Below are 18,746 nucleotides of genomic sequence, written 5' to 3' on the forward strand. Positions count from 1 at the left end.
GCCGGAAGCCGGGGCCCCTCGCGCACCGGGGTCATCGGAAGTCCCGCGAGCGGTGCATGACCCCCGTGCGGAGGTCTTCGAAGGCGTCGGCGAGCACATTGACGACCCCCTCCGGTGAGCGCTCGAGGATGCCGCGGATGATGAGCGCGGGGGACTCTCGGGCGATGCGACCGAACCGTCCCCAGACCCCCGTCGAGCAGATCACGTTCACCAACCCGCTCTCGTCCTCGAGGTTGACGAACGTGACGCCGGCGGCGGTGGCGGGTCGCTGTCGATGGGTGACGAGACCGGCCACCTCGACGCGTCGTCTGGTCTCGTGGCGCTGCAGGTCCGCGGCGGTCAGGACGCCGCGAGCCCGGAGGTCGTCACGGAAGTGCGTCATCGGGTGGTCGTCGGTCGAGATGCCCGTGGCCCAGAGATCGGCCGAGAGGCGCTCGTAGCTGGTCTGGTCGGCGAACAGCGGCGGCTGCACCGCCACCGTGGTCGCCGGGAGGAACCGGGCGCGGTCTTCCGCGGCGGCCCCGGCGAGCCAGATGGCCTCCCGGCGCTCCAGCCCGAGGCATGCGAAGGCTCCGGCGGTGGCGAGGGCCTCCACCTGCGCGGCCGTGGCATCGGTGCGACGCACGAGGTCGTGCAGATCGCGATAGGGACCGTGAGCCTCCCGTTCGGCGACGATGCGCTCCGCCATCGGCACCCCGATCCCGCGGATGCCGCTGAGGCCCAGACGCACCGCGAACCGTCCGTCCCTGCGGTGCGTCGCGGACTCGTCCGGCGCGTTCCTGTCGAACCGGTGCACGGGCGGCTGCGGGTCGGCCAGGCAGTCGGCCCTCCCGGTCGTGCCCGCCGCGTCCGGGGTGAGGGGTTCGAGGGTCTCGATGGCGCCGGAGAGATGCAGATCCGGGCGGCGGACCTCCACGCCGTGCCGACGGGCATCCGCCGTGAGGGTCGCAGGGGAGTAGAAGCCCATCGGCTGCGACCGCAGCAGACCCGCGAGGAAGGCTGCCGGATAGTGCAGCTTCAACCACGAGCTCGCGTAGACGAGCAGCGCGAAGGACAGCGAATGGGACTCGGCGAACCCGAAGTTCGAGAACGCCTGGATCTGCGCATAGATCCGGTCGGCGGCCTCGTCGACGAGCCCGCGGCGGGCCATCCCCGCATACAGCTTGTCCCTGACCTTCTCGATCTTCTCCAGACCTCGCTTCGACCCCATCGCGCGGCGCAGCAGGTCGGCCTCATCGGCGGTGCAGTCGCCGACGGCCGTGGCCATCTGGATGAGCTGCTCCTGGAAGATGGGGATGCCCAGAGTCCGCGCGAGGATGTCCTCGAGGTCGCTGTGCGGGTACGGGATGGGGAAGTCCTCCGGGGGCTCGCCCCTGGCCTCCCGCTCCCGGTTTGCCTCGTCCACCCTGTCCTTCGCCATCTTGCGCCGGACGAACGGGTGCACGGCGCCGCCCTGGATGGGCCCGGGGCGGATGAGGGCGATCTGGATGGCGAGGTCGTAGAAGCGTCGCGGCTGCAGCCGGGGGAGCAGCCCGATCTGCGCGCGGGACTCCACCTGGAAGACGCCGATCGAATCGGCCCGGCAGAGCATGTCGTAGACGCCGGCCTCCTCCTTCGGCAGGGTCTCCAGCGTCCACTCCTCGCCCGTCGCCTCCCGGACCAGGTCGAAGCAGTGCTGCAGTGCCGCGAGCATGCCCAGGCCGAGGAGATCGAACTTCACCAGCCCCATGAAGGCGGCGTCGTCCTTGTCCCACTGGATGACGGTGCGGTCCTCCATGCGGGCGTGCTCGACCGGCACCACCTCACCGACCGGCCGGGCGGTGAGCACCATGCCGCCCGAGTGGATCCCCAGGTGCCGCGGAGCCTTCAGCAGCTCGGCCGCGTAGTCGAGCACGGTGTCGGGGATGTCGTGCCCCTCGACGGGTTCGAGTCCCGACCCCCAGCCGTCCACCTGCCGCGACCAGGAGTCCTGCTGCCCCGGCGAGTGCCCCAGGGCTCTGGCCATGTCGCGGACCGCGTTCTTCGGGCGGTACTGGATGACGTTCGCCACCTGAGCCGCCCGCTCCCTGCCGTACTCCCGATAGACCCACTGGATGATCTCCTCCCGCCGCCGCGAGTCGAAGTCCACGTCGATGTCCGGCTCCTCCGTGCGGGTGGTGGCGAGGAAGCGCTCGAAGGGGAGGCGGTAGAGGATCGGGTCGACCGCGGTGATGCCCAGCAGATAGCAGACCGCGCTCGCCGCAGCGGAACCCCGGCCCTGGCAGAGGATGCCGCGTCGCCGTGCTTCCGCCACGATGCCGTGCACGATGAGGAAGTACCCGGGGAAGTCCTTCTCCTCGATCACGTCGAGTTCACGGGCGATGCGCCGACGGCCGTCTTCGTCCAGCCGCGGATACTTCGACGGGACCGCCTCCCAGACCAGGTGCCGCAGCCAGCTCATCGGGGTGTGCCCCGACGGCACGTCCTGGCGGGGGAGGGCGGGACGCGCCATCCGGAGCGGGAAGGCCGAGGCCGCGGCCAGCTCCAGACCGTGGGAGATCGCGCCGGGGTACCGTCGGAAGCGGGCGGTCATCTCCGCCCCGCTGCGCAGATGCGCACCCCCGTGGGCCGGCAGCCAGCCGTCGAGCTCGTCCATGCTCCGGACCGCGCGGACCGCGGCCACCGCTTCGGCGAGAGGGGCCTGGTCCGGGCGGGCGTAGTGCACGTTGTTGGTCGCCACGACGGGCAGCCGCATCCGACGGGCGAGGTCGGCGAGGGTGTCGTTGCGCCGGGTGTCCAGCGGATCGCCGTGGTCGAAGAGCTCGACGGCGATGTTGTCGCGCCCGAAGAGGTCGACGAGGTGACGCAGCGGCGCAGCGGCGTCTCCGGCCTCCAGCCCCTGCCGTACCGCCCCCTTGCGGCAGCCGGTGAGGATCGTCCAGTGCCCGTCGGCGGTCGCTGCCAGCTCGTCGAGGTCGTAGACCGGGCGCCCCTTCTCCCCGCCGCGCAGCTGGGCCGCGGTGATCGCCCCCGACAGACGGTGGTATCCCTCGAGGCCCCGGGCGAGCACGAGCAGATGCGTGCCCGGCGGATCGGCGGCCCCCTGCGGAGCGGAAGGGAGGTCGAGGGAGAGTTCGGCGCCGTAGACGGTCTGCAGGCGCAGCTCCATGAGCTCCGCCAGCTCGGCGAAGCGGGCGGCACCGTAGAACCCGTCGTGGTCGGTGAGGGCGAGCGCGCTCAGGCCGAGACGTTCGGCCTCCGCGAGCAGGTCGTCGGGGGAGGACGCCCCGTCGAGGAACGAGTAGGACGAGTGCGCGTGCAGCTCGGCATAGGGCACCGCCTCCTCTGGCCGCTCCGGGAGGGCCGGGGGGACGAGCTTCCGCGGGCGACTCACCGGCCCGGGATCCGGTCGGAGTCCCGGGGGTGCGGAGGCCGCTTCGGGGATGGGTTCCCCGCTGAGAGTGCGTTCGAGCTGATCCCAGGTCAACGGCGGATTGTGCCAGCCCATCAGCGGTACCTCCCCTCGGCCCACCAGCGCTCGCCGGCCAGGAAGACCAGCCAGGCGCGGTCGCGGTCGTCGACGATCTGGAGCCGGTGTCCTCGTTTGCCGCCGCCCGTGCTCCAGCGCCGTTCGTGCACGGGCCACGGGCCGGCCCAGGCCTGCACGGTCGCCCCGTCGATGCGGGCGGGATCGTGCGTGAGGGCGCCGCGGTCATCGACGTCGATCGTGCTCCCGTCCGCCGCGACGACGCCGATGGGACGCGGGGGCCGGAACACCTCGGAGGGGAGGGGATCCGGGAGGCTCCCCGGCCAGGGGGACCGCGGATCACGCGGAGGCACCGGACGCTCGCCCCATGGCGTGAGCACCTGGCGGTCGGCGAGCCAGCGCCCTCCGGAGAGGGCGGCGGTGACCACGCCCTGATGCCCCAGCATGGTCTGCACCCGCGAGACCGCGTGATGCAGCCGCTCATCGGTACCCGAGCCGAAGAGCCCCGGTTGGTGGTGGGCGGCGTCGTCCACGGCGACGGGGAGGAGACGGGCGGCCACGATGCCCCCGAACGCCCTCGCCTCGTCGACGGGTTCGCGGGCGGTCAGGGCGGCCAGCGCCTCCAGCTGCCAGCGCACGCGGTCCACGAGGTCGGCGGCATCGAAGCTCGTCGGATGCAGCCAGGTGCGGGAGTGGACGACGCCGTCGTCGTCGGTCAGGTCGATCCGCACCTCGGTGCACACGAGGGACGCATCCGCCAGGGCGAGCATCACGGCATCGGCGGTCTGCCGCACGGCGAAGGCCACCTGGTCGGTGCCGCCGAGAGGGGACTCGAACTCGATGGTCCTGGCCAGTTCGGGATCCGGCGGCCGAGGGGCCAGCGGGCGGGAATCGGCGCCGGCGGCGAGGGCCTGCAGGCGGGCGCCGTGCTCGCCGAAGCGGTCGCGGACGTCGAGAGGGGCGAGCGCGGTGAACTCGCCGAGGGTCCGCACGCCGAGGCGGAGGAGGAGATCGCTGATCTGCTCGTCGCGGAGTACCTGCACGGGATAGGGGGCCAGGAACTCGCGGGATCCGCCGGGCGGGACGACGGTGCAGGCGGCGGCGCCGCGGGCCGCGATCTCGGCGGTGAAGGGGCCGTCGGCGACGCCGACACGCACCTCGGGGAAGCCGGCCGCAGCGAGGACCGCGGACAGCGCCGCCGCCGCTTCGGCCTCTCCGCCGTGATAACGGGCGATGCCGCGGGCGCGCAGGATCGCGAGGCCGGGGCGCAGGAGCGTGACGCCGGGGGCGTGCTTCTCGATGAGCTGCAGCACCGGGACGAAGGCGCGCTCGTCCTTCTCGGCGTCGTGGGGGAGGACCTGCAGCGAGGAGAGCAGGCCCTGGGCGACGCGGCGGCGCTGCCCGATGCGGACGCCGTGCGCCCGCGCTGAGGCGGTGCAGGCGACGACCGTGTTCGCCTGCACCAGGGCCGTCGGCGGATGCGGCCCTCCGCCCAGTACCGCCCGCAGCGGCCAGTCGGGGAACCAGAGCACGAGGACGCGGAGAGGAGCGTTCATCCCGCCTCCGCCCAGAAGAGGAGGTCGGAGGACGCGGACGCACCGCTGTCCGTCGGGGAGGGGGCGAGCGGCGGCAGGGCGGTCAGCTCCGCGGCCGCGGTCTCCACGGCTCCGTGTCCGCCGGGAAGTCGCACGCGCACGCTCGAGGCGCGGGGGCTGTGCCTGGTCCGCGCGGTGACCGTCACCGTGCAGTCCGAGAGCAGCCCCCACCCCTCGCCGAGCCCCTGCCAATCAGGGTCGTGCAGTCGGATGGTCCCCTCGCTCTGCGCCCAGCGCCCGGCGCCCGGTTCCTCCGCCACGAGCAGTGTGGCCCCGCGGTCGCGCAGGCGGGCACTCAACCGGGAGACATCGGCGTCCCGTGCCCTCGTCGTCGGCTGCACGACGATCAGGGGCACCACCTCGGCCAATGCGGACGCCGCCGCGAGCCAGCGGTCTCCCGGGTCGGGGACGAGGATCAGCCGACTCAGATCGATGCCGTAGGCGGCGGCGGCCTCGACCCCGAGGGTGGGCATGCCGATCACCGCGCACCAGTGGCCCCGACCGGAGGAGGCGCTGAGCAGCGCGAGCACGAGGGCGGGCGAGGGGGAGACGGTGTACGAGGTGCCCGTCTGCAGCCCTTCCTCCGGCAGCAGCGCCGCGAAGGCGGGATCGAGGGGGAGGAGCGTGTGCTCGCTGCGCCGTCGCTGCATCCGGCTGATCTCGCGGCGCAGTCGCAGCACCTCTCCGGCGCGGGTGTCGCTGGTCGGAGAGAGCGCGGTCATCGCATCGAGCCCGATCCCCATGTATCCATCCTCGAAGATATGTACGAATAAAGCAAGTGATGAGACTGACGCTAGTTCGTACATCCGACATCGCCGCCTGGTTGTCCACAGGGCGCTCCGCGCCGTCCCGGATCTCCCTACCCTGCCGGGATGGACATCCGTCTCGCCCTCCTCGGTCTCGTGCACGGCGCCCTCCTCGGGATCGGCATCCTGCTCACCGTGATCGACGTCCGCACGCACCGACTGCCGAACCGCATCGTGCTGCCCACCCTGGCCCTGCTGGTCGTGGCGGTCTCCGTCGACGCCGTCGTCACCGCAGACGCGGCGCCGCTCGGCCGGGGCCTGCTCGGCTCCCTCGTGCTCGGTGGCTTCTACGCCGTGCTGCGGATGATCAGCCACGCGGGCATGGGAGGAGGAGACGTGAAGCTCGCCCTCGTGATCGGACTCCTCCTGGCGTGGCACGGCTGGGGCGCGTTCCTCCTGGGCGCGTCGTCCGCCTTCGTGCTCGGGGCGGTCTTCGCGCTCGTGCTCCTCGCCGCGGGACGGGCCGACCGGAGGACGCGCATCGCCTTCGGGCCGTGGATGATCGCGGGGGCCGTCCTCGGTGTCTTCGGCGGCTGACCGTGCAGGTCGCACCGAATGGGGGAGGGCGGCGCTACCCTGGGCACATGGCACTCGCACGACTTCACGGCGGCCCGCTGGACGGGCAGATCATCCCCCTCGACGACGACGCGGACGACAAGCTGATCGTTCCCTACAGCGAGACGCAGGTGGTCTACAACCGCCGCGGCGAGCCGCAGAACACGGGCGAGGGCGATGGCCCCACCGAGGTCGACTACTGGTTCGAGGAAGCCCTCGAGGACCTCACGCTTGAGGATGACTGAGCCCTCTCGCACCGTCGAGGTCGAGCGCAAGTACGACGTCGACGAGGGGACTCCGCTGCCGGACTGGGCGGCGATCCCCGGCGTCGATGCCGTCTCGCCTGCCGAGCACCGTGCCCTCGACGCCCGCTATCTGGACACCGCGGACGGCGCGCTGGCCCGTGCCGGTGTCGCCCTGCGTCGTCGCTCCGGCGGACCGGACGAGGGGTGGCACATCAAGGGTCCGCGGCAGGGCGACGGCCGGGTCGAGCACGGCTGGCCCCTCGGCGATGAGGAGATCCCGACGGCGGTGCGCGAGGCGATCGCCGCCTGGACGACCGCGCCGTTGGAGCCTCTCGCCCGCATCGAGAACGATCGGACGGCGTACCTCCTCACCGGACAGGACGGCGTCGTGGCGGAGTTCGTCGACGACCACGTCCAGGCGACCGACCTGCGCACCGGGGCGCGACGTGCGTGGCGGGAGTGGGAGGTCGAACTCGGGCCCGCAGGCCCCTCCGACGACGCCGGCCGCTCGGCGTTCTTCGCGGCGATCGAAAGCGCCGTGCGCGCGGTCGGCGGCCGAGAGGCGAGCTCCGACTCGAAGCTCGCCCGCGCCCTCGGCTTCTAGGCCGCGGACTCTCCGGATGCAACCCCTTTCCGCGTCCGGCTCCGGGGTGGTTGAGTGACGACATGAGTCGACCGCCCGTGCTCCGATCGCTGCAGACGATCGTCCCCGAGACCGTCCTCGTGCAGGAGCAGGTGCGCGACGTCTTCGCCGCCCAGCCCGATCTGGGACGGCTGGCGCAGCGCATCGTGGCGACGTCGTTCAACGTCTCCGGCATCGACTCGCGGCACACCGTCATCGCGGAGCTGGCCGATGACGCCGACCAGGATGAGCCGTTGTTCTACGATCGCGCCTCCGGACGGCTGCTGGCGCCGGGAACGAAGGCGCGCAACGAGGTCTACACGCGTGAGGCCTCCCGTCTCTTCGTCGAGGTCGCGCGCCGCGCCCTCGAGGCGGACCCCGACCTGGACCCGGCGGACGTGACGCACGTCATCACGGTCTCCTGCACCGGCTTCCATGCCCCGGGCCCCGAGTATGAGATCGTGCGTGGGCTCGGCCTGTCCGATGCCGTCCAGCGCTATCACCTCGGCTTCATGGGGTGCTACGCCTCGATGCCGGCCCTCCGCGCGGCCGCACAGTTCTGCGCGGCCGATGAGAACGCGGTCGTCCTCGTCGTCAGCGTCGAGCTGTGCACGCTGCATCTGCGCTCTTCCGAGGATCCGGACACCATCGTGGCCTCCTCCCTGTTCGCGGACGGGGCTGCCGCCGGGATCGTGACGGCTCGGGACCTGCCCACCGCCGTCCCCGCGCTCCGGCTGGACGGCTTCCACACGGCGATCGTGCCGGAGGGCGTGGACGACATGGCCTGGACGATCGGCGACTCGGGCTTCGAGATGATCCTCTCGACCGCCGTCCCACAGATCATCGGGGAGTCGATCATCGGGGCGCTCACGCCGCTCTACGGTCGTGAGGACGGCCTGGCGGCGGCCTTCGCCGCCGGCCGGGTGGGCGAGCGGGTGCGCCACTGGGCGATCCACCCCGGCGGGCGCAGCATCCTCGATCGGGTGCAGGAGCGGATGGCCCTGAGCGACGTGCAGTTGCGACCCGCGCGCGAGACGCTCCGGGAGTACGGGAACATGTCGAGTGCGACCGTGCTGTTCGTGCTGAAGCGCATCCTCGAGCAGGAGGGCGCGGATCCCGGTGACCGCGTGGCGGCAATGGCCTTCGGCCCGGGGCTCACCGCCGAGAGCGCGCTGCTGACCGTGGTCGCGCCCGCACCGTGAGCCTGGACCTGTCGGCGCGTGCCGTCGACCTCGTCGAGCTCATGGACGACCCCGACGCGGATGAGGAGGCGCTCGGTCGCACGTACCGGCGCTTCAGCGCCGTCAACGCGGTCGTCTCGCGCCCCGGACGGCTGTATCGGCGGGACATCCGTCCCCGGGCGGCGGCCGGGCGTGTGCTGCGCATCCTCGACATCGGCGCCGGTGGCGGCGACCTGTGCCGCGATCTGGTCCGGAGACTGCGTCGCGACGGCCTCCGCGCCGATGTCACCGCCCTGGACGCCGACGAGCGTGCGATCCGCTGGGCCTCGGCACACGACGACGGTGCAGGGATCCGCTATCGTCACGCGTTCTCCGGGGACCTCGTGGCGGCGGGCGACACCTATGACGTCGTGCTCTCCAACCACGTCCTCCATCACCTCGACGCCGCAGCGCTGCACGCGGTGCTCGACGACTCCCGCGTCCTGGTCCGTGATCGCGGACTCGTCTCCCACCACGACATCGCCCGCAGCCGCCTCGCCTACGGGGCGTTCGCCGTGGGCACCCGGCCGTTCGCGGGAAACCTTCTCGCGGGCTCCTTCATCCGAGTCGACGGCCTCCTGAGCATCCGCCGCTCCTATACCCCGCGGGAGCTCGCGGCCGTCGCGCCGCCGGGCTGGGAGGTCCGGTCGCACCTGCCCGCTCGGCTCGAACTGCGCTGGGAGGGTGGCGATGGTCGACCATGATGTCCTCGTGGTGGGTGGCGGTCCGGTCGGGCTGCTCCTCGCCTGCCTCGTGGGGCAGGACGGTCGCCGGGTGCGGGTGTGCGAGCGTCGCCCCGAGCCGGGCACGCAGACGCGGGCGATCGGGATCCATCGACCGGGGCTCGATGCCCTCGACGCCGCGGGAGTGGGTACTGGCGTGCGCTCCGAGGCGCTCCGCCTGTCCGGCGGCGAGGTCCGCAGCCGCGGCCGGCGACTCGCCGCCCTGACCTTCACCACCGAGCGTCCGATCCTGACGCTCGCGCAGCCCCGCACCGAGGAGCTGCTGCGAGACCGTCTCCGGACGCTGCAACCGGATGCGCTGCAGTCCGGCTCCGTCGTCCGCTCGGTCCGCGACGAGGGGCCGTTCGTGCGGGTCGGGATCGACGGCGAGTACGGACGTCGGGAGGAGACGGCGTCGATCGTCGTCGTCGCCGAGGGCGTCCGGAGTCCCCTGCGGGAGGCGTTCGGTGCGGGGTGGCTGGCGCGCACCGGAACCGCAGGCTACGCGATGCTCGACGTCGATGATCCGCCGGCCGACGATCGCGCCGTGCTGTACTTCGAGCCGGACGGCCTCGTCGAGTCCTTCCCGTTGCCGGGCGGCCGGCGCCGCTGGGTGGTGCGCGAAGACCGTGGTCGGACGGTGTCCACAGCCGCCGAGCTGGCGGACATCGTCGGTCACCGGACCGGGGAGAGGCTCGAGGTCGACCCCACCGCGCCTGTCTCCTCGTTCCGCGCGGCCCAGCACGCGGCTCGACGGCTGCACCGCGGACGGATCGTGCTGCTCGGCGACGCCGCGCACGAGGTGAGCCCGATCGGCGGCCAGGGCATGAACCTCGGCTGGGCGGATGCGCTCCGGCTGGTCGCGGCGCTGCGCCGGACCGACCGCGGCGCCGTCCCCGTCCTCGACGGCTTCGCCCGGGAGGTCCAGCGGGCGGCGCGGAAGGCGCATCATCGCTCCGCGTTCTTCATGGCGATGGGGGCTCCGGCGGTCGCCCCGGTCGTCGCCGTGCGGGAGGGGCTGGTGCGTACGCTCGGTTCCTCCGCGCTGCGCCCGTGGACGACCGGTCTCATCACGATGCGCGGCCTCTGACGCGAGAAGGCCCGGTCCGCGTGCGCGGACCGGGCCTTCTCGAGGCGGGGGATCAGAAGTTGATCATGTGGCCGGCCAGGCCGTGGAAGCCCTCCTGCAGCGCCTCAGACAGGGTCGGGTGGGTGTGCACGTTGCGAGCCAGCTCGAGGGCCGTGAGGTCCCACTTCTGCGCGAGGGTGAGCTCGGGCAGCAGCTCCGACACGTCGGGTCCGATCATGTGCGCGCCGATGAGCTCCAGGTGCTCGGCGTCGGCGATGAGCTTGACGAAGCCGACCGGCTCGCCGAGGCCGTGCGCCTTGCCGTTGGCCATGAAGGGGAAGGTCGCGACCTTGATCTCGCGTCCTTCGTCCTTCGCCTGCTGCTCGGTGAGCCCGAAGGACGCCACCTGCGGCGAGCAGAAGGTCGCCCGCGGCATCATGCGGTAGTCGCCCAGCGTCATGGTCTCGGCGCCGCCGATGGTCTCGGCCGCGACGACACCCTGTGCCTCCGCGACGTGCGCGAGCTGCAGCTTGGCGGTCACGTCGCCGATGGCGTAGATGCCCTCGACGTTGGTACGCATATGGTCGTCGATGTCGATCGCGCCGCGCTCGGTGAGCTTCACGCCGGTCTTGTCGAGCCCGAAGCCCTCGACGTTCGGCGCGAACCCGACCGACATGAGCACCTTGTCGGCCTCGATCGACGCCTGCTGGCCGTCCTTGCCCGTGTAGGAGACGGTCACGGAGGAGCCGTTGTCGACGACCGACTCGACCTTGGTGGAGGTGAGGATGTCGACGCCGTAGTTCTTGTACTGCTTCGTGATCTCCTTCGACACGTCGGCGTCCTCGTTGGGGAGGGCGCGGTCGAGGAACTCGATGATGGTGACCTTGACGCCGTAGTTCGTCATCACATAGGCGAACTCCATGCCGATCGCGCCGGCGCCGACGATGACGATGGACTTCGGCAGCTCACGGGAGAGGATCTGCTCCTCGTAGGTCACGACGTTGTCGCTGAGCTGCACGCCGGGCAGCAGACGGACCTTCGAGCCCGTGGCGATGATCGCGTTGTCGAAGGTGATCTCCTCGGTGGAGCCGTCCGACTTCGCCACCGAGATGGCCTTCGGGCCCGTGAAGGTGCCGCGGCCGTCGTACTCGGTCACCTTGTTCTTCTTCATGAGGAAGTGGATGCCCTTGACCCGGCCATCGGCGACGACGCGGCTGCGGTCGAACGCCTTGCCGTAGTCGATCGTGAACTCTCCGGAGATCCCGAAGAAGTCGGCCTTGTGGTTCAGCGTGTGCGCGATCTCCGCGTTCTTCAGGAGCGCCTTGGAAGGGATGCAGCCGACGTTGAGGCAGACACCACCCCAGTACTTCTCCTCGATGATGGCGGTGGACAGACCGAGCTGCGCGCTGCGAACCGCAGCGACGTATCCGCCAGGACCTGCACCAAGGATGACGACGTCGTAGTGTGGCATGCCTTAAGCCTATCGCTCCGAGGGGGTATCGGAATCGGTCGGAGCCGGTCCCCGGCGGCGGCGCAGGACGAGCCAGACGACAAGGGCCAGCGCGGCGAGCACGAGGATCGCGAGCACCCAGATCCACACCGAAGGGGCTCCGGCGTCGTCTCCCGCGCCCGGCGCCGTCGTCGCGGTCGCCTCGGGGGCGGCGGTCTGCTCCGTCGTCGGCGCCGCCGTCGGGGGAGCGGTGGTGGGCTCGTCCGACGGCGTGGCCTCGTCGCCGACCGTGACGGTGAAGGAGAACTCGCCGGAGGTCGGGTGGCCGTCGCTCGAGACGACCTTCCAGACGACGTGGTACTCACCGGCGGGCCCGGAGCCGAGCAGGGGCTGCGTCACGATGGCGCCCTCGACCGTGGGGGTGCCGTCGATGACGGACTGACCGGCCGGATCCGTGACGGTCAGCTCCGTCGCTCCTTCGCCGTCGATGAGCTTCGCGCTGAAGGTGAGGGTGAGCTCGGAGGGCAGCGTCTCCACGGAGCTGTCCGCCGCAGGCGACGACGACACGAGCGCGTCATGGGCGGACGCGGAGAGCGGGGAGAGGAGGACGAGGAATGCGGCGAGGAGGGTGGCTGCGAGGGCGATCGGGGCCGCCGGGCGGCGCAGAGCTGTGGTCTTCACGAGTCCAGCCTATGAATCCCCGGTATGGGACCGCTGAGTGTGAAAGCGGCCTCCCGCGCACCCCTCCGGATCGGATAGTCTGGACAGCCAGGAGGGCACAGTGACAGACAGCGACAGCCGACCGGCCGGTGAAGCCGCCATCCATCGCTCCGGCGAGCCGAGACACGACGTGACGCAGACGTTCGGACACGATTCCGATCTGTCGTTCGTGCCGTTCGGCGTGGAGTTGACCGATGTCGAGCAGTCGGCCATCGCGGCGCTGCCCTCGGGCTCGGCTCTGCTGCTCGTCCGTTCCGGTGCGCTCGCCGGTGCGCGGTACCTCCTCGACACCGACGTGACCACGGTCGGTCGTCACCCGGAGGCCGACATCTTCTTCGACGACGTCACGGTGTCCCGCCGTCACGCGGAGATCACCCGCAACGGGACGACGTTCGAGATCATCGATCAGCGCTCCCTCAACGGCACCTACGTGAACGGCGAGCGCGTGGACCGCAGCCCCCTGGCGGACGGCTCCGAGCTGCGCGTCGGCAAGTTCCGTCTGAACTTCTTCGCGTCCCCGCTCGACCGCGCGGCGAACGCCTGATGGCGGCAACTCCCGCCCGCGAACGCTCGGCGTCCGCGGGCCTGCTGAGTATCGGTCAGGTGCTCGCACGTCTCACCCCGGAGTTCCCCGACCTGACCTCCAGCAAGCTGCGGTTCCTCGAGGTGCAGGGCATCGTCCGTCCCTCCCGCACCGAGTCCGGCTACCGGAAGTTCTCCTCCTCGGACATCGAGCGCCTCCGCCTGGGGCTGACCCTGCAGCGGGATCACTACCTTCCGCTCAGCGTGATCCGCGAGCAGCTCGACGAGGCGGAGGCCTCGGGCGAGACGGCCGCGCTCGCCCCGCCGCCCTCGATCGCCCCGGCGCCGCGGCGCTATCGTCGCGACGAGCTCCTGGCCGCTGCCGGCGCCGGACCGCAGCTCCTCAACGACGCGATCAGCACCGGGGTCATCACCGCACAGGAGACCTATTCGGAGTCCACGGTCGCGCTGCTCCGCGGGCTCGTGGCCCTCGACCGGCACGGTATCGAGCCGCGTCATCTCCGTTCCCTGCGGCAGGGCGCGGAGCGGGAGGTCTCGCTCATCGAGTCGGCGCTGTCCACGCTGCTGCGTCGCACCGACGCCACCTCGCGGGCGCGCGCCAACGAACTCGCACCGGAGCTGGCCACGCGCATCGACGACGTCCGGACGTTGTTCGTGAAGGATGCGCTCACGCGGATCCTTTCGTAACGAACTGATTGCGACACACCTTCGGCGTCGCACGGATGTCGTTGCCGGTGCCGGGACCCTGCTCTACCGTGGAGATAACCGTTCCAGGGAGGATTTCAGATGAATGCGGATGAGCTCGCAGGCGACCCGCGGTTCGTGACCGAACTCCTCTTCACCGACGGTCTGCCCGCGATGGACGACGAGGTCGGCTATCGCGGCGCCGTGGCAGCCCGTGCGGCCGGCATCACCTACCGCCAGCTGGACTACTGGGCCCGCACCGAGCTCGTCGAGCCCACGGTGCGCGGCGCGAACGGCTCCGGCTCGCAGCGTCTCTACGGCTTCCGCGACATCCTCGTCCTGAAGCTCGTCAAGAGCCTGCTCGACACGGGCATCTCCCTGCAGCAGATCCGCACCGCGGTGGACGAGCTCCGTCGCGCCGGCATCCGCGATCTCGCGGGGACGACCCTCATGAGCGATGGCGCGTCCGTCTACCTCTGCACCTCGAACGACGAGGTGATCGACCTGGTCAGCCGCGGTCAGGGCGTCTTCGGGATCGCGGTCGGCAAGGTGCTGCGCGAGGTGGAATCGACGCTCGTCGCCTTCGATGCCTCCGCGCCGGACCCCGTCGACGAGCTCTCCGCCCGTCGCGCCAAGCGCTCCGCCTGACGCTCCACCCCCGCTTCACGAAGAACGGCCACCCTCGAAGAGGATGGCCGTTTCGTCGTTCCGCGGTGTCAGCTCTGCGGTCCGTTCTCCGGAACGGGGACGCGACCCGTGCGGATGATGCGGTCGAGGAGCTGGTCGAAGTCCGCGGCGAGCTCCTGAGCGGAGTCGCCGGGCCAGATGTGCAGCGGTTTCGCGGCGCCCTGCGCCTGCTGCAGCGAGGTGCGCTCCGGAAGCTGCGGCGAGAGCACGAGGGGGCCGAACATGTCTCGCAGCTCCTTGATGCGGAACTGGTGCTCGATCGACTGCGGGCGCACGCGGTTGACCACGATGCCCAGCGGCTGGAGGCGCGGTGAGAGACCGCGGCGGATCTCCTCGATCGCGCGCAGGGCACGGTCCGCGGCGGCCACGGAGAAGAGGCCGGGCTCGGTGACGACCATGACGCGGTCGCTCGCGGCCCACGCGGTGCGGGTGAGGGCGTTCAGCGACGGCGCGCAGTCGATGAGCACGAGGTCGTAGTCCGCCTCGACCGCTGCGAGCGCCTCCTCGAGCTTCCACACATCGCGGACGCTCGGGTGCGGGCCGTCGAAGTTGATGGCGGACGGGCTTCCGATCAGCACGTCGATCGTGCCGGGGTGGACCTTCGCCCAGCCGCTGGAGGTGATCGCCTGGCGGACGGTCTTCTCCTTCGGGTTCGCCAGCACATCGGCGATGTTGAGTCGTCCGGCGACCTGGATGTCCATCCCGGTGGAGACGTCGGACTGCGGGTCGAGGTCGACGACGAGCGTCCGGACACCCCGGGCGAAAGCCGCGGAGGCCAGCCCGAGTGTCACGGTCGTCTTGCCGACGCCCCCCTTGAGAGAGCTGACGCTGAGTACGTGCACGGACTCCACGTTACCTTCCCCTAGGCTGGGGGAACACTCAGCCCCGCCCCATGTGCGTGCCTCGGCCGTGCATCGAGCTCTCAGAGGTGTGCATGTTCCAGAAGATCCTTGTGGCGAATCGTGGCGAGATCGCGATCCGGGCATTCCGAGCGGCCGTGGAGGTGGGGGCGCGCACCGTCGCCGTCTTCCCGCACGAGGACCGCGGCTCGGTCCACCGGCTCAAGGCCGACGAGGCATACGAGATCGGCGAGCGGGGCCATCCCGTCCGCGCCTACCTGGACGTCGACGAGATCATCCGCGTGGCCACCGAGTCGGGTGCGGACGCGATCTACCCCGGCTACGGCTTCCTCTCGGAGAACCCGGAGCTCGCGGAGAAGGCCGCCGCCCACGGCATCGTCTTCATCGGTCCTCCCGCGAAGGTGCTGGAGATGGCCGGCAACAAGGTCGAGGCCAAGCGGCACGCGGTCGAGGCGGGCGTCCCCGTGCTCCGCTCGACCGAGGCCTCCGACGACGTCGACGCGCTCGTCGCCCAGGCGGAGGAGATCGGCTTCCCCCTCTTCGCCAAGGCCGTCGCCGGTGGTGGCGGCCGCGGCATGCGACGCGTCGAGACGCTCGGCGACCTCGGACCGGCCCTCGCCGAGGCGATGCGGGAGGCCGGCAGCGCCTTCGGCGACCCCCGGATGTTCCTGGAGCAGGCCGTCGTGCGCCCACGGCACATCGAGGTGCAGATCCTCGCGGACAAGACCGGTGAGACGGTGCACCTGTTCGAGCGGGATTGCTCCGTGCAGCGGCGGCATCAGAAGGTCGTCGAGATCGCTCCCGCCCCCAACCTCGATGACGACGTGCGCCGGGCCCTGCACGGCTATGCCGTCGCCTTCGCCCGCTCCATCGGCTACGAGAACGCCGGCACCGTCGAGTTCCTGCTGGAGACGGCGGGGGAGCGCGCGGGAGAGGTCGTCTTCATCGAGATGAACCCCCGCATCCAGGTCGAGCACACGGTGACCGAGGAGGTCACCGACGTCGATCTCGTGCAGAGCCAGATGCGCATCGCCGCGGGGCAGACCCTCGCCGATCTCGGGTTGCAGCAGGAGAACCTGCACCTGCGGGGTGCCGCGCTGCAGTGCCGCATCACCACGGAGGACCCGACGCAGGGCTTCCGTCCCGACACCGGGAAGATCACCACCTACCGCTCGCCTGGCGGTGCCGGGATCCGGCTCGACGGCGGCACCGTGCACCAGGGTGCCCAGATCAGCCCGCACTTCGACTCGATGCTCGCGAAGCTGACCTGCCGCGGCCGCGACTTCCCGGCCGCCGTGGCCCGCGCGCGCCGTGCCCTCGCCGAGTTCCGCATCCGCGGCGTCTCCACGAACATCCCCTTCCTCCAGGCGCTGCTCGATGACGAGGCCTTCATCCGCGGCGACGTCAGCACGTCCTTCATCGACGAGCGCCCGGAGCTGCTCCGCGGTCGCGCCTCGAAGGACCGCGGCACGAAGATCCTCAACTGGCTCGTGGACGTGACGGTGAACAAGCCGCACGGCGCGCACCCCGGCGTCATCGACCCCGCGACCAAGCTCCCGCCGATCGACCTCAGCACGGAGCCGGCGCCCGGCTCCCGGCAGCGGCTGCTCGAGGTGGGCCCTGAGGATTTCGCCCGCGGCCTGCGCGCGCAGACCGCCCTCGCGATCACCGACACGACCTTCCGCGACGCGCACCAGTCGCTGCTCGCGACCAGGGTCCGCACGAAGGACCTCGTCGCCGCCGCCCCGTACCTCGCCCGTCTCACCCCGGAGCTGCTGTCGGTCGAGGCCTGGGGCGGCGCCACGTACGATGTCGCGCTGCGCTTCCTCGGCGAGGACCCGTGGGAGCGGCTCGACAAGCTGCGTGCCGCCCTCCCGAACGTCGCCATCCAGATGCTCCTGCGCGGCCGGAACACGGTCGGCTACACGCCGTACCCGACCGCGGTGACCGAGGCCTTCGTGGCGGAGGCGGCGGCAAGCGGCGTCGACATCTTCCGGATCTTCGACGCGCTGAACGACGTGGAGCAGATGCGGCCGGCGATCGAGGCGGTCCGCGCCACGGGGACCGCCGTCGCCGAGGTGGCGCTCTGCTACACCGGGGACCTGCTGGACCCGGCAGAGGAGCTCTACACCCTCGACTACTACCTGAAGCTGGCGGATCAGATCGTCGCGGCCGGCGCGCACATCCTGGCGATCAAGGACATGGCGGGCCTGCTCCGCCCCGCTGCGGCCGCGACGCTCGTCTCGGCGCTCCGTGAGCGCTTCGACCTGCCCGTGCACCTGCACACCCACGACACCCCCGGCGGGCAGCTCGCGACCCTGCTCGCCGCCAGCGCCGCCGGCGTGGATGCGGTGGACGCCGCCTCGGCGCCGCTGTCGGGCACGACCAGTCAGCCGTCGCTGTCGTCACTCGTCGCCGCCCTCGCCCACACGGAGCGGGACAGCGGGATCTCGCTCGCGGCCGTCTCGGATCTGGAGCCCTACTGGGAGGCGGTGCGTCGCCAGTACGCGCCGTTCGAGTCGGGGCTCCCGGGACCCACCGGCCGCGTGTACCACCACGAGATCCCGGGCGGGCAGCTGTCGAACCTCCGACAGCAGGCCAAGGCCCTCGGGCTCGCCGACGACTTCGAGCTCATCGAGGACATGTACGCCGCGGCCGACCGCATCCTCGGACGCGTGCCGAAGGTCACCCCGTCGTCGAAGGTGGTGGGCGATCTCGCCCTGCATCTCGCCGCCGTGAAGGCCGACCCTGCAGACTTCGAGGCGAACCCGGAGAAGTACGACGTGCCCGACTCCGTAGTCGGCTTCATGGCGGGTGAGCTCGGCGACCTCCCCGGAGGCTGGCCCGAGCCGTTCCGGTCCAAGGTGCTCGCCGGTCGTTCCGTGCGGACCGGGCTCACGGCTCTCACCGACCAGGACGAGGCCGAGCTGGCGGGAACGAGCGCGCAACGACGCTCCCGCCTGAACACTCTGCTCTTCCCGGCTCCGGCGGCCGAGTTCGCCGAACGACGGGAGCAGTACGGCGACCTGTCCGTGCTGGACACCGGCGACTACCTGTACGGGCTGGTCCCCGGCCAGGAGCACCTCATCGAGATCGATCGCGGCGTCCAGCTCTACGTCGGGCTCGAGGCGATCGGCGAGGCCGACGACAAGGGCATGCGGACGGTGATGACCACGCTGAACGGTCAGCTCCGCCCGGTGTTCGTGCGGGACCGCTCCATCTCGGTCGATGCGCACGAGGTCGAGAAAGCCGACACGTCCGTCCCCGGCCAGGTGGCGGCGCCGTTCTCCGGCGTGGTCACCCTCAAGGCCGAGGTGGGAGCGACGGTGCGCGCGGGCGAGCCGGTCGCGTCGATCGAGGCGATGAAGATGGAGGCCGCCATCACCGCCCCCGTGGACGGGGTCGTGGAGCGGCACGCCATCTCCGAGACGCAGCAGGTGGACGCGGGCGATCTTTTGGTCGTGATCCGACCGGCGCACTAATCTTGTGCGGGCGAGGCCGC

General features: G+C 71.3%; 16 protein-coding genes. 10 read left to right on the forward strand and 6 right to left on the reverse strand.

Going from position 1 to position 18,746, the window contains the following annotated elements; translation table 11 throughout:
* Positions 1-31: 31 nt before the first annotated feature.
* Genes AB1285_RS04855 through AB1285_RS04865 form a run of 3 tightly spaced genes read right to left on the reverse strand, consistent with a single transcriptional unit; the run spans position 32 to position 5,804 of the window.
* Positions 32-3,487, reverse strand: coding sequence for an error-prone DNA polymerase (locus AB1285_RS04855; RefSeq protein ID WP_370428860.1), 3,456 nt, complete (start codon positions 3,485-3,487; stop codon positions 32-34).
* Positions 3,487-5,022, reverse strand: a complete 1,536-nt coding sequence (locus AB1285_RS04860; protein WP_187661820.1) for a Y-family DNA polymerase — start codon at positions 5,020-5,022, stop codon at positions 3,487-3,489. Before AB1285_RS04860 ends, AB1285_RS04855 begins: the two co-directional genes overlap by 1 nt.
* Positions 5,019-5,804 carry a hypothetical protein gene (locus AB1285_RS04865; RefSeq protein WP_370428859.1) on the reverse strand — a complete coding sequence of 262 codons (786 nt, stop codon included), beginning with the start codon at positions 5,802-5,804 and terminating at the stop codon, positions 5,019-5,021. The genes AB1285_RS04860 and AB1285_RS04865 overlap by 4 nt, the downstream gene beginning before the upstream one ends.
* A 129-nt stretch (positions 5,805-5,933) precedes the next feature.
* On the opposite strand from AB1285_RS04865, the gene AB1285_RS04870 reads away from it, so the two are divergent.
* The 6 genes from AB1285_RS04870 (at position 5,934) to AB1285_RS04895 (ending at position 10,321) form a co-directional block, all read left to right on the forward strand.
* Positions 5,934-6,404 carry a prepilin peptidase gene (locus tag AB1285_RS04870; protein WP_370428858.1) on the forward strand — a complete coding sequence of 157 codons (471 nt, stop codon included), beginning with the start codon at positions 5,934-5,936 and terminating at the stop codon, positions 6,402-6,404.
* A gap of 47 nt (positions 6,405-6,451) precedes the next feature.
* Positions 6,452-6,667 (forward strand): response regulator, encoded by a 216-nt coding sequence (locus AB1285_RS04875; protein ID WP_187661817.1) that lies wholly within the window; start codon positions 6,452-6,454, stop codon positions 6,665-6,667.
* Positions 6,660-7,271, forward strand: a complete 612-nt coding sequence (locus AB1285_RS04880) for a CYTH domain-containing protein (RefSeq protein WP_370428857.1) — start codon at positions 6,660-6,662, stop codon at positions 7,269-7,271. Before AB1285_RS04875 ends, AB1285_RS04880 begins: the two co-directional genes overlap by 8 nt.
* A 62-nt stretch (positions 7,272-7,333) precedes the next feature.
* Positions 7,334-8,491: a type III polyketide synthase gene (locus tag AB1285_RS04885; protein WP_370428856.1), complete on the forward strand. Its 1,158-nt coding sequence runs from the start codon at positions 7,334-7,336 to the stop codon at positions 8,489-8,491.
* Positions 8,488-9,213: a methyltransferase domain-containing protein gene (locus AB1285_RS04890; protein ID WP_370428855.1), complete on the forward strand. Its 726-nt coding sequence runs from the start codon at positions 8,488-8,490 to the stop codon at positions 9,211-9,213. Before AB1285_RS04885 ends, AB1285_RS04890 begins: the two co-directional genes overlap by 4 nt.
* Positions 9,200-10,321 (forward strand): FAD-dependent oxidoreductase, encoded by a 1,122-nt coding sequence (locus AB1285_RS04895; RefSeq protein WP_370428854.1) that lies wholly within the window; start codon positions 9,200-9,202, stop codon positions 10,319-10,321. The genes AB1285_RS04890 and AB1285_RS04895 overlap by 14 nt, the downstream gene beginning before the upstream one ends.
* Before the next feature lie 52 nt (positions 10,322-10,373).
* Here the strand turns inward: AB1285_RS04895 and lpdA are convergent, their stop codons facing one another.
* Both lpdA and AB1285_RS04905 read right to left on the reverse strand, forming a co-directional pair.
* Entirely contained in the window at positions 10,374-11,771 is a 1,398-nt protein-coding gene (gene lpdA, locus AB1285_RS04900) for a dihydrolipoyl dehydrogenase (protein ID WP_370428853.1), read from the reverse strand.
* A gap of 9 nt (positions 11,772-11,780) precedes the next feature.
* Positions 11,781-12,431, reverse strand: a complete 651-nt coding sequence (locus AB1285_RS04905) for a copper resistance CopC family protein (protein WP_370428852.1) — start codon at positions 12,429-12,431, stop codon at positions 11,781-11,783.
* A 100-nt stretch (positions 12,432-12,531) separates the two neighbouring features.
* Between AB1285_RS04905 and AB1285_RS04910 the strand changes: the two genes are divergently transcribed.
* The 3 genes from AB1285_RS04910 to AB1285_RS04920 all read left to right on the forward strand — a co-directional run bounded on the left by AB1285_RS04910 (position 12,532) and on the right by AB1285_RS04920 (position 14,345).
* Complete coding sequence (locus tag AB1285_RS04910; protein ID WP_187661811.1) at positions 12,532-13,014, forward strand: FHA domain-containing protein; 483 nt, start codon at positions 12,532-12,534, stop codon at positions 13,012-13,014.
* The gene (locus AB1285_RS04915; protein WP_280564186.1) at positions 13,014-13,700 is read left to right on the forward strand and encodes a MerR family transcriptional regulator; all 687 of its coding nucleotides are present in this window, start codon (positions 13,014-13,016) and stop codon (positions 13,698-13,700) included. Before AB1285_RS04910 ends, AB1285_RS04915 begins: the two co-directional genes overlap by 1 nt.
* Positions 13,701-13,799: 99 nt before the next feature.
* Positions 13,800-14,345: a MerR family transcriptional regulator gene (locus AB1285_RS04920; protein WP_060921155.1), complete on the forward strand. Its 546-nt coding sequence runs from the start codon at positions 13,800-13,802 to the stop codon at positions 14,343-14,345.
* Positions 14,346-14,413: 68 nt separating this feature from the next.
* Here the strand turns inward: AB1285_RS04920 and AB1285_RS04925 are convergent, their stop codons facing one another.
* Positions 14,414-15,226 carry a ParA family protein gene (locus tag AB1285_RS04925; RefSeq protein WP_025105105.1) on the reverse strand — a complete coding sequence of 271 codons (813 nt, stop codon included), beginning with the start codon at positions 15,224-15,226 and terminating at the stop codon, positions 14,414-14,416.
* A gap of 92 nt (positions 15,227-15,318) precedes the next feature.
* On the opposite strand from AB1285_RS04925, the gene AB1285_RS04930 reads away from it, so the two are divergent.
* A complete protein-coding gene (locus AB1285_RS04930) occupies positions 15,319-18,726 on the forward strand; it encodes a pyruvate carboxylase (protein ID WP_370428851.1) in 3,408 nt (1,135 codons plus the stop codon).
* Positions 18,727-18,746 lie beyond the last annotated feature (20 nt).

Source organism: Microbacterium sp. NRRL B-14842, assembly GCF_050470785.1.

What these genes read in the sequence shown, in the direction of transcription:
- AB1285_RS04855 (WP_370428860.1), bottom strand. Translation starts at nt 3,487, where the DNA reads ATGGGCTGGCACAATCCGCCGTTGACCTGGGATCAGCTCGAACGCACT.
- AB1285_RS04860 (WP_187661820.1), bottom strand. Translation starts at nt 5,022, where the DNA reads ATGAACGCTCCTCTCCGCGTCCTCGTGCTCTGGTTCCCCGACTGGCCG.
- AB1285_RS04865 (WP_370428859.1), bottom strand. Translation starts at nt 5,804, where the DNA reads ATGGGGATCGGGCTCGATGCGATGACCGCGCTCTCTCCGACCAGCGAC.
- AB1285_RS04870 (WP_370428858.1), top strand. Translation starts at nt 5,934, where the DNA reads ATGGACATCCGTCTCGCCCTCCTCGGTCTCGTGCACGGCGCCCTCCTC.
- AB1285_RS04875 (WP_187661817.1), top strand. Translation starts at nt 6,452, where the DNA reads ATGGCACTCGCACGACTTCACGGCGGCCCGCTGGACGGGCAGATCATC.
- AB1285_RS04880 (WP_370428857.1), top strand. Translation starts at nt 6,660, where the DNA reads ATGACTGAGCCCTCTCGCACCGTCGAGGTCGAGCGCAAGTACGACGTC.
- AB1285_RS04885 (WP_370428856.1), top strand. Translation starts at nt 7,334, where the DNA reads ATGAGTCGACCGCCCGTGCTCCGATCGCTGCAGACGATCGTCCCCGAG.
- AB1285_RS04895 (WP_370428854.1), top strand. Translation starts at nt 9,200, where the DNA reads ATGGTCGACCATGATGTCCTCGTGGTGGGTGGCGGTCCGGTCGGGCTG.
- lpdA (WP_370428853.1), bottom strand. Translation starts at nt 11,771, where the DNA reads ATGCCACACTACGACGTCGTCATCCTTGGTGCAGGTCCTGGCGGATAC.
- AB1285_RS04915 (WP_280564186.1), top strand. Translation starts at nt 13,014, where the DNA reads ATGGCGGCAACTCCCGCCCGCGAACGCTCGGCGTCCGCGGGCCTGCTG.
- AB1285_RS04920 (WP_060921155.1), top strand. Translation starts at nt 13,800, where the DNA reads ATGAATGCGGATGAGCTCGCAGGCGACCCGCGGTTCGTGACCGAACTC.
- AB1285_RS04930 (WP_370428851.1), top strand. Translation starts at nt 15,319, where the DNA reads ATGTTCCAGAAGATCCTTGTGGCGAATCGTGGCGAGATCGCGATCCGG.